The sequence below is a fragment of the Variovorax sp. YR566 genome (assembly GCF_051992195.1).
Classification (GTDB): domain Bacteria; phylum Pseudomonadota; class Gammaproteobacteria; order Burkholderiales; family Burkholderiaceae_C; genus Variovorax.
Genome location: NZ_CP197092.1, coordinates 1,063,972 through 1,078,248, shown reverse-complemented (window position 1 = coordinate 1,078,248; position 14,277 = coordinate 1,063,972). Strand labels below are relative to the sequence as shown.

13 protein-coding genes are annotated in these 14,277 nt (G+C 60.4%); 1 reads left to right on the top strand and 12 read right to left on the bottom strand.

Annotation, left to right across the window (positions count from 1 at the left end):
• Window positions 1-135: 135 nt before the first annotated feature.
• The 4 genes from panB to ACTG4X_RS04970 all read right to left on the bottom strand — a co-directional run bounded on the left by panB (window position 136) and on the right by ACTG4X_RS04970 (window position 3,829).
• Complete coding sequence (gene panB / locus ACTG4X_RS04985) at window positions 136-1,047, bottom strand: 3-methyl-2-oxobutanoate hydroxymethyltransferase (RefSeq protein WP_440533330.1); 912 nt, start codon at window positions 1,045-1,047, stop codon at window positions 136-138.
• Window positions 1,048-1,119: 72 nt separating this feature from the next.
• Complete coding sequence (locus tag ACTG4X_RS04980; protein WP_440533329.1) at window positions 1,120-1,761, bottom strand: RraA family protein; 642 nt, start codon at window positions 1,759-1,761, stop codon at window positions 1,120-1,122.
• Between the two features lie 67 nt (window positions 1,762-1,828).
• Entirely contained in the window at window positions 1,829-2,671 is an 843-nt protein-coding gene (locus ACTG4X_RS04975; RefSeq protein ID WP_440533328.1) for an acetoacetate decarboxylase family protein, read from the bottom strand.
• Between the two features lie 60 nt (window positions 2,672-2,731).
• Entirely contained in the window at window positions 2,732-3,829 is a 1,098-nt protein-coding gene (locus ACTG4X_RS04970; protein WP_097200314.1) for a branched-chain amino acid aminotransferase, read from the bottom strand.
• 154 nt (window positions 3,830-3,983) lie between these two features.
• Here ACTG4X_RS04970 and ACTG4X_RS04965 point away from each other — a divergent pair, with 154 nt between their 5' ends.
• Window positions 3,984-4,448 carry an Lrp/AsnC family transcriptional regulator gene (locus ACTG4X_RS04965; RefSeq protein ID WP_007836465.1) on the top strand — a complete coding sequence of 155 codons (465 nt, stop codon included), beginning with the start codon at window positions 3,984-3,986 and terminating at the stop codon, window positions 4,446-4,448.
• A 633-nt stretch (window positions 4,449-5,081) separates the two neighbouring features.
• Here the strand turns inward: ACTG4X_RS04965 and ACTG4X_RS04960 are convergent.
• The 8 genes from ACTG4X_RS04960 to ACTG4X_RS04925 all read right to left on the bottom strand — a co-directional run bounded on the left by ACTG4X_RS04960 (window position 5,082) and on the right by ACTG4X_RS04925 (window position 14,238).
• Complete coding sequence (locus ACTG4X_RS04960; RefSeq protein WP_143696830.1) at window positions 5,082-5,501, bottom strand: hypothetical protein; 420 nt, start codon at window positions 5,499-5,501, stop codon at window positions 5,082-5,084.
• A gap of 318 nt (window positions 5,502-5,819) precedes the next feature.
• Entirely contained in the window at window positions 5,820-7,004 is a 1,185-nt protein-coding gene (locus tag ACTG4X_RS04955) for a pyridoxal phosphate-dependent aminotransferase (protein WP_007839168.1), read from the bottom strand.
• A gap of 70 nt (window positions 7,005-7,074) precedes the next feature.
• A complete protein-coding gene (locus ACTG4X_RS04950; protein WP_007839169.1) occupies window positions 7,075-7,932 on the bottom strand; it encodes a 3-hydroxybutyryl-CoA dehydrogenase in 858 nt (285 codons plus the stop codon).
• 89 nt (window positions 7,933-8,021) lie between these two features.
• Window positions 8,022-8,309, bottom strand: a complete 288-nt coding sequence (locus tag ACTG4X_RS04945) for an alpha/beta fold hydrolase (protein WP_440533327.1) — start codon at window positions 8,307-8,309, stop codon at window positions 8,022-8,024.
• Between the two features lie 110 nt (window positions 8,310-8,419).
• Entirely contained in the window at window positions 8,420-9,604 is a 1,185-nt protein-coding gene (locus ACTG4X_RS04940; RefSeq protein WP_007839171.1) for an acetyl-CoA C-acyltransferase family protein, read from the bottom strand.
• Between the two features lie 391 nt (window positions 9,605-9,995).
• Window positions 9,996-11,690 carry an AMP-binding protein gene (locus tag ACTG4X_RS04935; protein WP_097200316.1) on the bottom strand — a complete coding sequence of 565 codons (1,695 nt, stop codon included), beginning with the start codon at window positions 11,688-11,690 and terminating at the stop codon, window positions 9,996-9,998.
• A gap of 230 nt (window positions 11,691-11,920) precedes the next feature.
• Window positions 11,921-13,303 carry an MFS transporter gene (locus ACTG4X_RS04930; protein WP_007839173.1) on the bottom strand — a complete coding sequence of 461 codons (1,383 nt, stop codon included), beginning with the start codon at window positions 13,301-13,303 and terminating at the stop codon, window positions 11,921-11,923.
• A 158-nt stretch (window positions 13,304-13,461) separates the two neighbouring features.
• Window positions 13,462-14,238 carry an enoyl-CoA hydratase/isomerase family protein gene (locus tag ACTG4X_RS04925; protein WP_007839174.1) on the bottom strand — a complete coding sequence of 259 codons (777 nt, stop codon included), beginning with the start codon at window positions 14,236-14,238 and terminating at the stop codon, window positions 13,462-13,464.
• Window positions 14,239-14,277: the final 39 nt, after the last annotated feature.

Here is a 14,277-nt window from a genome sequence, read left to right as displayed (position 1 = left end):
GCCATATTCATGACTGTTTCCGACATTCAAGTTATTACGCTGCTGATTTCGGCCAACCAGAAGATGACATCGATCTGGTCCAGGGATAGATAGATATGCCCGGGAACTGTCATCGAGCAGGCATGTATCCGGGCACTACCAAGCGTGCTGTTTGTCGTTTGGGAACGAGCCATCCTTGACCGCTACGACATACGCTGCAAAGGCGGCATCCACGGCCGACGCACCGCCCATGAAGTTCCGCACGAACTTCGCCATGCGTCCCAGATTGAGCCCCAGCATGTCGTGCATCACCAGGACTTGCCCAGCCGTTCCGCTGCCAGCACCAATGCCGATCGTGGCGCAAGACGTCATGTCACTGGTGATGCGGGCCGCAAGTTGTCCGGGCACCATCTCAAGAACCATCATCGACGCGCCGGCAGCTTCAAGTGCTGCCGCGTCGCGCCGGATCTTATCGCCGGCCTCTTCTTGACGCCCCTGTACGCGATATCCGCCCAACGCCGACACCGTTTGCGGCGTCAATCCCAGGTGGGCGCAAACAGGAACTCCGCGCTCGACCAGAAAAGCCGCCACGTCAACGGTCCACCCACCGCCCTCGAGCTTGACCATATGGGCGCCCGCTCGCATCAACAGCGCTGCCGATGCCATGGCCTGCTCCCGCGATTGCTGATAGCTGCCGAAAGGAAGATCCGCAATGATGAGAGAACTACCTTGCGAGCGTTCGAGTCCCAAGGATACGCATTTGGTGTGATATCGCATATCTTCAAGTGAAACGCCAACCGTGGTGGCCCGGCCTTGGCAAACCATCCCCAAGGAGTCGCCGACCAGCAGGCAATCAACACCCGCGGCATCTGCGACTGCCGCGAATGTGGCGTCATAGGCCGTAAGCACCGCAATCTTCTCTCCGCTTGCTCGCATTTCGGCAATTCGCGACGTGGTGACCTTCTTGCGTTTCGGGATTGTGCTGCGCTCGCTTCCATACGGCGCCGCCGCATCGCTGGCGCCGCGGGAATGTGCGCCATGGCTGTCTCTGGATGCACTGTTAGTCACTGAAGTGGGCTCCCTGAACAAGAAATGGAAGAGGATTGAAGTCCAGTTGACCCCGGCCGCTCAGCTCGAGATTCACTCCTCGATTGCGCCGCCGATCGAGCGCAGATACTGGCGGAATGTCATGTTCTCGTCGGCGTTTCTTGCGGCCAGGAAATCATCGAAGCGAGCCTGTCTCCGGAAGGTTGTACCGAGTTGCATGCGTGCCGCCTGGCTGCGCTCGGTGTCCCGAATCGAGGTTGCCAGTTCCGCCACCTTTTGGGCTTGGCTCAAGGGTATGAAGATCACCCCATCGTCGTCACCCAGCACAAAGTCGTCGGGGGTGAGGACATGTTCGCCACAACCGGCAGAGATGAGAGCGTCGGCCTCCTGTGCGTCCAAACGCTGCGGCCCTGCAGGCAAGGTGCCCAGGCTGAAAATGGGCAGTCTGATGGTCCGCAATTCCGATGAATCGCGGTGCAAACCCCAGATGACGATGCCGCGCAGGCCTGCCAGGGCGGTTTCCAGAGTGACGAGGTCACCAACGCAGGCCTCGTCCAAACGCCCACCGTTGTCGACCACAAGAACATCTCCGGGCGCGGCACGGTCGATTGCTTCGAGAAAAACGTCGACGCTGCCATAGTGCCGCGCAGGACGTACCCGGCCAACGATGTGGGAACCGCTCCACAAGGCACGAATTCCAGCGGGTGCACAACGAAGCGCGATACCCAGGCGCATGCATGCGTCCGCTACGTGCGGCGTCGTGAGGTCAAGGTACGTACGTTGAAGTTTCACAGAGTCCATGTCATTGCCTCTGGGACAAAGTGGTGCCGCGCAGATCGCGCAGGAGATGGTTGTTGCGGTTCGTCATCGCAATCGAATAGCGCCAGCCGCGTCCGATGCGGATGGGGCGCAGCGTGGCGAGAAGCTCGATAGGCGCGTCGTAGATCGTCAATGCCGCGTCGCCCTGCCAGACGGGGCTAGCCTGAACGCTCTCGGCCTGGAGTCGGACGAGTTCGTAGACAGCCGGTTGATCGTGCTGGCCCTCGAACATCGACGGGAAGTGCCGCAAAGCGACGATGGGCCGGCTGCCGAAAGTCACGGCGGAGCCGTCGGCAAGGGCTGACAATTTCACGTGACCTTCGGCGAGGCGCCGGTCCTTGACGGCCACCGTGCCGGCAAAGGTGGCGCCGACCTCCAGCTTGGGCGATGCAATCGAGGGCATACCCATGGACCGTGTGATCCATACCGAGCCGATCTTCTTTGGATAGCCGAGCGCCCAGCCGCGCGCCAGCGACGTGTCCTGATCAACCACGATGTAGGGGCAGTACTGCATGAGCTTGCCCTCGTACTGGACGCTCGCCAATACGATGCATTCGCGATATTGCGCGCGGATTGGGTCGAGCAGTTCGCCGCCGGTATCGGTGCAGGCTTGCCAATCGACGAAGGAAACCGTCACCAGGCCCGCCTCGTCTGGATGCAAGCTCAGGCCCGGCGGCAGCAATGCCTCGATGGCGACCGGGTCGACCCAGGTCTCGATCGTGATGAAATCAGCCGCATAGTGCCACGGTGGACTGGGGGCGATACTTGCCTGCCCATCATGGGAGAAGGGCCCCATGAAGCCTTGCGAAGCCGCGAATCGTGTCATACAGGTCTCCTGCTTTTGGTTTGAAAAAGGGCGGGGTGGCACTCCCGCAAAATTTGCGGCTTACGACAGCCGCGCCAACCAGCCTCGTGGATCTGGAGCGCGTCCGAATTGAAGGTCTGTCAGGGCGGCTTTCAGGCGCTGCGTGATGAGGCCAGGACTACCATCGCCGATGGTGAAGTGGTGATTGCGCCCTTTGACTCGCCCGATGGGAGCCACGACCGCGGCCGTGCCGCACGCGAAGGACTCCCGCAGCCGCCCGCTCGTGGCGTCTTCCTGCCACTGGTCAATGGAGTAAGGCTCCTCGCGAACAGTCATGCCGAGATCGCGGGCCATGGTGATCAGCGATTCGCGCGTGATGCCCGCCAAGATCGTGCCGGTCAGGGGCGGTGTTTGAATGGAACCATCTGCGAACACAAAGAAGATGTTCATTCCACCGAGTTCCTCAATCCAGCAGCGTTCCACAGCGTCAAGGAAGACCACCTGATCGCATTGCTCACGGATGGCCTCAGCCTGCGCGGCCAGGCTTGCAGCGTAGTTGCCGCCGCATTTGGCGTCGCCAGTTCCGCCGGGGGCGGCGCGCGTGAAATGGTCGGAAGCCCAGAGTGTCACCGCAGCAGCGCCACTCTTGAAGTACGGCCCCACCGGCGAGGCCACGACGCAGTAAAGATATTCGGCTGAAGACCTGACTCCGAGAACAGCCTCGGTGGCAACCATGAACGGCCTCAGATACAGCGCAAAGCCCGGCGCGGACGGAATCCAGTCGTTGTCCACGCGCGCCAGCGCACGCACCGATTCGGTAAACAGTTCCTCGGGCAAGAGCGGCATGGCGAGGCGCGTGGCCGAGTGGCGGAAACGGCGCGCATTCTGCTCGGGACGGAACAGGCCCGTACCTCCTCCGTCCAGCCGATAGGCCTTCATGCCTTCAAAGATCGCTTGCGCGTAGTGCAACACAAGCGCTGACGGGTCAAGGCTCAATGCCTGGCGAGGACCGATCTTTGCACCATGCCAGCCTTGGTCCTTCGAGTACTTGATGGTGGCCATGTGGTCGGTGAAAACCTCGCCAAAAACAGGACTCTCCAGCAGCCGCTGGCGTCGCCCATCACTCACCGGAGCGGGATTCTTTTCGATAGCGAAGGGCTGTATGTCAACCGAGGTCATGCTTTAACTCCGTGAACCAGAATTCCTCAAAACCCAAGAAATTCTAGGCCTCATGCTCCGCAATTGTTGTTCTTTTTAACCCTCTTATTTCCTAAAATAGGCACGCCATGCCCACATTTTCAGAAATACGAGCATTCGATTGCGAGACCATGAAATGATGAAAGATCTGGACAGAATTGATCGCCGAATCCTCCAGGCACTACAAGAAGATGGACGGATTCAAAACGTGGAACTGGCGGAGAAAGTCGGGCTGTCGCCATCGCCATGTCTGCGGCGTGTGAAGCACCTGGAGGAGTCCGGCGTCATTGAAAAGTACGTCGCGGTGCTCGATGCCCCGAAGATCGGACTGGGTCTGACCGTGTTCGTCCGCATTTGGCTGAAAAGCCAGGATGCCCAGACCATCGAGGCGTTTACGGCAGAAGTGATGCAGCTTGATGAAATTGTGGAATGCCACCTGATGGTCGGGGACTGCGACTTCCTGCTTCGCGTGGTGGCCGCAGACCTCGACGCATATAGGAAATTCCAGGGCGAGTATCTGACCCGCATCAAGGGAGTACAGAGCGTCAAGAGTGAGTTGCCCATGCAGAAGATCAAGATGACGTCGAAGCTCCCTCTCTGATCCGAATCCTCCCGCAGTTTGGAACGTGACTCCTCGCGTGCCGAACTCACAGGTGACCCTCCAAACTCTGCAAGGCGACCGACTGCTCCCATGTTCATGCTCCTCGCACCTGGGTAGTGCCACCAGTCTCCCCTCAAGCGCGCGCCCAGGCCCCGATAGCTCGCAGGCGCCTCGCCTCCTTGCCCAGCGAAAGAATCGGCCTGTCGCGTTGCCAGCGGTTGTGGGCGATCGCTTGCGCAGGTCGCCAATGGTTTTCGCTCTCCCGAATCACGTCACCCGCGAAAGACAGGGACCCCGCCACCAGGATGTGCGCACGCGTGTCGCGAGGATCCAGATCGGCACATGCGTGGAGCATCGCGATAGCCGCAATACAGCGCTGGCACCACGTCGTCGGCCAGCCCCCGGACTGGGCCTCTGCGAACAGATACGCCAAGACGCTTCCCGTCGCGAAGATGTCCTCCAGCACTCGGAATAGCTTGGCATGTTCGGCATACCCATCGCCAGGTACCAACTGCTCAGGCGTCAAACGAACCGTGTCGAAGCGGACTTCTGAGTGAGCGAGTTCGGGCACAACGGCCTGTTGGCGCGAATGCCCCCGGCTGACACCCATGGCACTGGATGGAAGACGCACCATCACGTACTGTCTGGCCCCTTCTGAGGGCCATCGCTGCTGGCAAGCGCCAACAGAGTCAGGTTTTCGATGCTGGTCAAGGCCCATGACTTCTTCCCGTGCAAGCACGGGATGCGGTCGCAGAATTCCACGCTCGTCGTGACCTCAGTCATCTTCCGGCCAGTCTCGTGGACACAAAGCGCGCCGACGTGTCCGCCCTCTACCGAATCGGGAAAAGCCGATTGCAGCGCTCCCTGGTATCCACTGAAGAACGCCCAGGCATGCCGATCGGCCTTGAGCGCGGCGATCACGCTTGCAACGAACGGATCACGATTCGCAGATGCCGCCTGCATCGTTCGCCAGACTGGCAGCCATTGCGCCAACTCCGGGTACGGCGCACGTTCGCCAATGAAACCCAGCAACGTGGCAAGGAGCGCGCGCATGGGCATCAGTTCCTTGCAGCGCCGAATTCGGCGCCGGCCGCGGCGTGGTATGCAGGTTGCTCGAACAGAGCAGGCTCGTCGGCAAACTGTTGCGGTTCGCCAGGATCGCGATGCATCGAATCGCGCCCTGCTTTGGGGAAGACACAGAAAGGCCGGTCTTCGATACCTGCCCAGATGCATGCACGTATGCATGCAATGACAATCCGAGAATCCTGTTCCGAAGGCACGCTCCGCAAGGTTATCAACATGACCATTCCATAGCTGACGTTGTGAAACAGCAGGACCCGTGTGGCGTGCTCGAAGCTAGTGCCTGTCCTTTCACGGACGCAGAACGGCGAGCCTTGCCGCGGCCTCCCGCAACTGCTCCATCGAGTTGGCCGTCGAAAAGCGCACGAACCTCGCCGACTCGGCTGTTCCGAAATCGCGGCCAGGCGAGATCGCGACGTGGGCTCTCTTCATGGCCTCGAACGCAAAATCCCAGCTGTTCGAAACGTTCCAGGCGTCGAACCACGGCGAGCAATCCGCCCAGGCGTAGAACGCGCCGTCGGGCACCACCGGAACCTTGAACCCGATCTTCTCCAGCTCCGGGATGAACCAGTCGCGGCGCGCCTTGAACTGCGCGCGGCGGCGCTCGTACTCAGCGATGCTGTCGGGTTCGAAGCAAGCCAGCGCGGCGTGCTGGGCGACGGTACTGGGGCAAAGGAAGAAGTTCTGCGCGAGACGCTCGATCACCGGGATCAGAGGTTCTGGAGCCACCACCCAGCCCAGGCGCCACCCGGTCATGCAGAAGTACTTTGAGAAGCTGTTGATGCTGATCACGTTCTCGTCAATGGCCAGGCCGGTTTGACCGAAAGCGTCGTCGTGGCTCAGCCCGAGGTAGATCTCATCGAGCAACGTGACGCCTCCCTTGGCCTGGACACAGGCGTGGATGCGGCGCAGTTCGTCCGGATGGATGGACGTTCCCGTGGGGTTGGACGGCGAGGCGAGCAGCACGCCACGCGTCTTGCTGCCCCAGTGGGCCTCGACCTTTTCCGCGCTCAGCTGATACCGCTCGGCTGCCGTGGTGGGCACCATGACCGGCTGGCCTTCGGCGGCAATCACGAAATGCCGGTTGCACGGATAGCTCGGGTCGGGCATCAGGACTTCATCGCCCGCCTCGATCAAGGCCTGGCAAACGAGTTGCAGCGCCGCCGAGGCACCTGCGGTCACCGCGATCCGGCGTACCGGGATGTTCACGCCGAAACGTTGCTTGTACCAGTCGCTGATGCGCTCGCGCAAGGGCTCCAGCCCGATGGCCGGTGTGTACTGCGTTGTGCCGTCTCGCACAGCGCGCACGGCGGCCTCTTGCACCAGAGGCGGTGCGGTGAAGTCCGGCTCTCCAATGGTCAGGTAGACCATTGGCTTGTCGCCATGAGCGACCTCACGCGCCAACTGCGAGGCAGCCTTGGCCACCTCCATCACGTAGAACGGCTCGATGCGCTCTGCGCGCTTGGAAATTCTCATGGCTCGGCCTCGATCAAAAAGCTCTGAAAAAGGACCGAGACGCTGTACCGCCCCTCAATCCTCCAATCTGTCAACGACTGCTGTAGGTGTAGAAGCCCTGGCCAGTCTTGCGGCCCAGGCGACCAGCATCCACCATCTCCTTGAGCAAGGGCGCAGGCCGGTACTTCGGGTCGCCGAAGCCTTCATGGAACACCTGCATCACGGCCAGCATGGTGTCCAGCCCGATCAGGTCACTCAATGCCAGAGGCCCGATCGGATGATTGCAGCCGAGCTTCATGCCGACATCGATCTCCTCGGCGCTGGCGAGCCCTTCCTGCAGGACGTAGATGGCCTCGTTGATCATCGGACAGAGAATGCGGTTCACCACGAACCCGGGACTGTTCCTGACCGTGATCGCGCTCTTGCCGATCGCCCGTGCAAAGACCAAGGCCTGTTCGTGTGCCAGATCCGAGGTTTGCAATCCGCGAATCAGCTCCAGCAGTTCCATCACGGGAACCGGGTTGAAGAAGTGCATGCCAATGCAACGATCCGGCCGATTCAGGACGGCAGCCAGTTGCGTGATGGAGATGGACGAGGTGTTGGTCGCAATCACCGCCTCGTCGCTGGCCACTGCCTCGATGTCGCGGAGGATGCGCAGCTTGATGTCGAGCCTCTCCGTCGCCGCCTCTACCACCAGGCCGGCGCCGCGCAGATCCTGATAGGAGACCGTCGGACGGATCCTGGCAAGCGCCAGATCCTTGTCCTCCGCGCGCAGCTTTTCTTTCTTCACCAACCGGTCCAGGCTGGCCGTGATGGTCGAGATACCGCGGCCCAGCGCCTCGTCGGAGACGTCGAGCATCGTGACATCGAGTCCGGCAAGTGCGCACACCTGTGCAATGCCGTTGCCCATGGTTCCGGCGCCGATCACGCCAACGTGCTGTCTGTTCATGATGAATTCGGAGGAGTAGGAACCATCAGTGTCCAGTTACTCAGCCCTGGCTGCCATTGGCAAATATGACACATTTCATGCGATATTCGTCACACGAAGCGCGATTCCAGTAAGTCACGGCTCCGGTGGTACAGCTCGATCCGGTTCAGTTCCAACACCATCGAGTGTGTACCGCGCGCAAGCACTTCCAGCCGTTTGTAGGGTGCCTGCTCCAGCTTGGAAAACAATTCCTGCGCCATGTACACCGGCGTATCCACGTCCCATTCGCCCAGCAGCAATTGCGTAGGCACGCGAATCCGCTCGGGCTCATAAGTAGGCCGGCCGGCAGACCACAACCCCATCAAATCGGCAATCACGCCGTTCGGCGCCAGTGCCACCTGGCTTGCATCGCCGGGCTTCCTTTGGATGAAGCGGCATCGAACTCGGTGCCTGGATTTCAGAGAGTTCCCGCCGCGGCAAGACACCGCGTGCGAGAAGTGACAAACGGTCAGACACGTTCGAAGATGGCGGCGATGCCCTGCCCTCCACCGATGCACAGCGTCACCAGCGCATAACGTCCACCAGTGCGGTGCAATTCAGCGATCGCCTTCGTCGTGATGATCGCGCCCGTCGCGCCGACGGGGTGACCCAGCGAGATGCCGGAGCCGTTCGGATTCACCTTGTCCGGATCAAAGCCAAGCTCCTGAATCACCGCGCAGGCCTGCGCCGCGAACGCCTCGTTCGACTCGATCACATCGAGGTCCTGGACTTTCAGGCCCGTGCGCGCCAACACCTTGCGCGTAGCCGGGATGGGGCCGATACCCATATAGGCAGGCTCCACACCCGCATGCGCATAGCCCACCAAGCGGGCCAGCGGCTTGAGGCCCAGCGCATTCACACGGCCTCCCTCCGCCAGCACCACGGCACCCGCGCCATCGTTGATACCCGATGCGTTGCCGGCAGTGACCAGACCGTCCTTCTTGAAAGCGGGCTTCATCGCGGAAAGGGATTCGAGCGTCGTGTCGCCCCGCACGTGCTCGTCGGTATCGAACAGCACCACGCCCTTGCGGGTCTTCACCTCCACCGGAACGATCTGTTCCTTGAAACGGCCCGTCGCAATGGCCGCTGCCGCGCGTTGCTGGCTGAGAACCGCCAGTTCATCCTGCTGCTTGCGCGAGATCTTGAAGCGCGCCGCCACGTTCTCAGCGGTGATACCCATGTGGATCTTCTCCCACGGGTCATGCAGGATGCCGAGCATGTAGTCGACCAGCGTCGCATCGCCCATGCGTGCGCCATAGCGCGCCGAAGTGTCGATGTATGGCCCGCGGCTCATCGACTCCGAGCCTCCTCCGATGGCGATCTCGCAGTCGCCCTGCGCAATGGCCTGCGCAGCCGAGACAATGGCCTGGAGCCCAGATCCGCACAGGCGATTGACGTTGAACGCCGGGGTCTCGATCGAGATGCCCGCATCAATGGCGGCAACGCGGCTGAGATATGCATCCTTCGGATCCGTCGGGATCACATTCCCCATGACGACATGCCCGATGGCGTCGGGCGCAACGCCGCTGCGCTCCAGCGCAGCCTTGACCGCTGTGGTTGCCAGCTGCGTGTTCGGAACATCCTTCAGCGCACCACCGAAGGTGCCGATGGCTGTGCGAGCGGTGGCGATGACGAAGATTTCGCGAGCATTCATATAGGGCCTGCCAGAAGCTGAAGAAATGGTCGAACTCATTGAACCAATGCCCCTGTCTCCAAGCTCCACCCGTAAAGGAAGACTTGCGACTCAAGGCGCTGTGCAGATGCCTAGACAAGGCATGGCACCCGTTTGCACCTACTTTAGAAATTTCAGCGCTCGGCGCACAGTGGCTAAATCGACTATTCTTATGCGTAATCCGCCAATCCGACCCAACAACGGATACGTGCCCCAAACCAACTTCGCGGCCCACAAGCAGACCTGCTCTTGCACGCCGTGACGCCTCGTCACGCCATGAGTCCGTGAAGCAGCAGACTCGAGCTCTGCTCAAACTTGGAACCAAGGAGGCTGCTCTGAACGATGCCGGTGCGGCCCCTCATCTTGGACAGGCTCACGCAGACACCGCCTCGGCGAGATTGAGTTCCTTCTTCATCATCTCCCGCATCACGAACTTCTGAATCTTCCCGGTGACTGTCATCGGAAATCCGTTTACGAAACGGATGTATCGCGGAACCTTGAAGTGCGCGATCTGCCCTTGACAGAACGCTCTCAGGTCCTCCTCGCTGAGCGAGGCGCCATTGCGAAGGACGACCCATGCGCAAAGCTCCTCGCCGTACTTCTGATCCGGGACTCCAATCACCTGCACGTCCTGAATGGCGGGGTGACGGTACAGAAACTCTTCTATCTCGCGCGGGTAGACGTTTTCACCGCCTCGAATCACCATGTCCTTGATGCGACCGGCGATGTTGACGTATCCGTCCTCGTCTATGACGGCCAGGTCACCCGAATGCATCCAGGCGTCTGCATCGATGGCCTCGGCGGTCTTGGCCGCATCTGCCCAATATCCACGCATCACGGAGTAACCGCGCGTGCAAAGCTCGCCCACCTTGCCAGCCGGCAGAATCTCCCCGGAAATAGGGTCTATGACCTTTAACTCCAGGTGAGGAAGCACCTTCCCGATGGTGGAGACGCGCTTCTCCAGGGGCGTGTCGGTCGTGCTCTGACAACTTGCGGGGCTCGTTTCCGTCATGCCGTATGCGATCGTCACCTCGCTCATGTGCATCTCGCTCACGACACGCTTCATCACTTCGATAGGGCACGGCGAACCGGCCATGACCCCTGTGCGTAGCGTTGACAGATCGAACTCCTTGAAGCGTGGATGGTCGAGTTCGGCAATGAACATGGTCGGCACGCCATGAAGCGCCGTACATCGCTCGTCCTGCACGGACTGCAGCACCGACACGGGCTCGAATGCATCGTTCGGATACACGATGGTCGTTCCGTGCGTCAGAGCAGCCAGGTTTCCGACCACCATGCCGAAGCAGTGATACAGCGGCACCGGAATGCACAGGCGATCCTCCGGGGACAACCGCATCGCTTCGCCGATGAAGAATCCGTTGTTCAGTACATTGCGATGGGTAAGGGTCGCCCCCTTTGGGGAGCCCGTCGTGCCGCTCGTGAACTGGATGTTGATCGGATCCGTGTTGCGCAATCGCGCGCCGACGATTTCGACGGCCTGGTCTGCCGGGTCGCCCATCACCAACAGATCCGAAAAGCGCAGAAACCCAGGAGCTGTATCGCGGCCAATCTGGACGACGGTCTTCAACGAGGGCAGCCGTGCTGACTCAAGGCGTCCAAGCACTGCACCGTCCAATTCGGGCGCGAGACTTCTGACCATTTCCAGGTAGTTGGTCGTCTTGAAGGATGGCATCGTGATCAATGCCTTGCATTCGACCTTGTTTAGCGCGTACTCAAGCTCGGACAGCCGATACGCCGGATTGATGTTGACGAGGATGAGCCCAGCTTTGGCAGTTGCGAACTGGGTAACGAGCCATTCGGCGTTGTTGTGGGACCAGATGCCGATCCTGTCGCCCGGCTCCAGGCCGATTCGAAGCAATGCACTCGCCATCCGATTGACTTCGCGCTGCAACTCGACATAGGTATGCCGGATGCCCTGGTGGCAGGAGACCACCGCTTCCTTGTCGGGAAACTTCCCGACCATCTCGTCGAAGAAGGCGCCAATGGTCTCCTCGATCAATGGCCTATCCGCCGCGCCACGCGAATAGCTCGTCGTGAGTTCAGTCATACCAACTTAGTCTCCATTGAAAAGATACGCGCAAGCGTCGCGGAAATACATGCCCGCCTAGGAAATCCGGCTCGCTAAGCAGGGCTAGCGCCGGCCCTGCCTGGCAAAGCGGCCGGCGCCCATGGGCCATTGAGCGAGATCGCGCCGACATCTTCATCGGGTGCGATGGACCTGAGTCAGACCTGCCGCGACGAACCCCCTTGGAATTCACCACCAGCCCGCGCTGGTGGTCAGGGGCTAGCAGCAGCCGCCCGACCGGTGACCGCCTCTGCTTCCCGGGCATCCAACCCCTTCGAGGCGTCAATCGCGTGAGCGGATGCTGACCGGCGATGATCGATCAAGGCCACCGCGATAGCGCCAACAAGCCCCGCCATCGCGATCGAAATGAAGTTCTGCTCGAGCGGCAGCTTCATCGACATCAGCACGCCAATACCGATCGGTGCCGAAATACCGCCGGCACGTCCTACGCTCGATGCAAAGCCGACTCCAGTCGAACGGATTGGCGCCGGATAGAACTGGGCGGCATACGCATGGAGCACGATCCCGGTGCCGAGCGTGGAGGCCCCGACGACCGCGACGATCAGGGACAGCGGTTGCACTCCATGGCCCAGCAGTGTCAGAGATACCACTGACACGGCGAAGAAGATGCACAGAACCCACTTGATCTTCAGCTTATCGCTAAGCCAGCCGCCAAATACAGCTCCGACGATCGCACCGCCGTTGTAGAGCAACAGGAAGTTCAGCGCGGAACCCACACTATGCCCAGCCATCGCCATCAGTTTGACAAGCCAAGTGCTCAGTGCGTACATCATGAACAGCACAGAGAAGAACGCGGCCGCGAACATGACCGTACTGAAGCCGCGGCCATCCCGAAACAGCCTGCCAATCGGCACTCCCTCAGCCTTGTTGTCGATCGGCGCGAGAAAACGCGCACCTGCATCAAGCGGGTGGCTTGGCGCAAGACGAGCAACGATCGCTCGAATGCGCGAATTGTCATTCCGCTTTATCAAGAATGGCAACGATTCAGGCATGTACTTCAGGATGAACGGGATTAGCACGATTGGTGCGCCAGCTGCAAAGAACACCGATTGCCATCCATATTTTTCGAGGAATTGCTTGCCGACCAACGTCGCAAGCACACTACCTACCGCATAGCCACAAAGCATCGCTGTCGCCAGCAAGCCTCGCAACTTCTTGGGCGCAAACTCCGTCACATGCGCAGTCGAACAAGGCAACGCACCACCGATTCCGAGCCCCGCGATGAAGCGCAGCACGCTGAAGGCGATGGGATCGTGCGCCAAACCTGCTGCAGCTGTGAAGACGCTGAAAAGGAGCACCGAGATCGAAAGCGCCCAGCGCCGGCCAATAATGTCGGCGAGCATGCCCATCCCCACCGCACCAAACATCATTCCGAACAATGCCGAGCTCGCCATGAAGCCAGCCGTTGTCGGATTGACATTCATGTCGCTCATGATGGCCGGGAGTGCGATCCCAGCGACGGCCAGGTCGTAGCCGTCGGCGACGATGATCACTGCACACAGAATGAGGACGACCGCATGAAAGCGGTTGAATCTGGCTTCGTCTACAAGCTTGTGAAGGTCAATAGATTGCATATAGTCTCCTCCAATGAACATGGAGTTTGTAAAGCTTCAAGAACTGTTTTTTGAAAGTTGCTGCCATATGGCAGTTCCCCCGCCAAGCCACGGCAATGCAGGCATCTCTGCTGACACGAGATGCCTACAAGGGGTATAGCGCGCTTCGCGCGCCGGCTCTATTTGCGCTTGTGCATGATCTCTTGCCGGCGTCGGTCCTGAGCCTTTCGGTTTCCAGGGTCGCTCATGCCATTCGACAGCAGGGCATCCAGGGACACGGTGCGCTCGTCGATCTGCTTGTTCGTCGCATCCTGCAGCGCCTTCTTGGACATCGCATAGGCGACGTTGCAGTCGGGAGTGATGCAGCGCGCATAGCGAATGGCCGTGGACAACAGCTGGTCCGGCTCAACCACCTCATGGAAGAACCCCAGTCGCTCGGCCTCTTCCAGACCGTACAACTCGCCCCGCAAGGTGGTCAGCGCACCCACCTTGTCGCCCAAGGCGTACTTGATGATCTCCACATAGGCGGCAGGCATGGGAATGCCGATGGGGACTTCGTTGAGTCCGAACTTCGCGCTCTTGCGGGCCGCGATGCGGAAATCGCAATCCAGGGCAGTGATCAGGCCACCCGCGATGGCATGGCCGTTGATGGCCGCCACCGTGGGCCGGGGGTACCGGAAGATGCGCAGATTGGTTTCGCGGTAGGCCTTGTACCAGTCGCGGATCTTGTCGAGGCTGCCGCTCCCGAAGATCTCGAAGCTGTACTGGAAATCGATACCCGCCGAGAACGCATCGCCCTGGCCCGTCAGGACGACGGGCAGTTCGCTGAACTCGCGTTCGAGGCGATCGAATGCTGCGTGCAGGTCGGCGAAGAACTGGTCGTTCTGGACGTTGACCTTGTTGGTGTTCATGCGCACGACGGCGCACTCATCAATGACTTCGATATCCCATGCCATGTGGCGTCTCCTTTAGTTGAAAAATCGAAACAGCGGCCG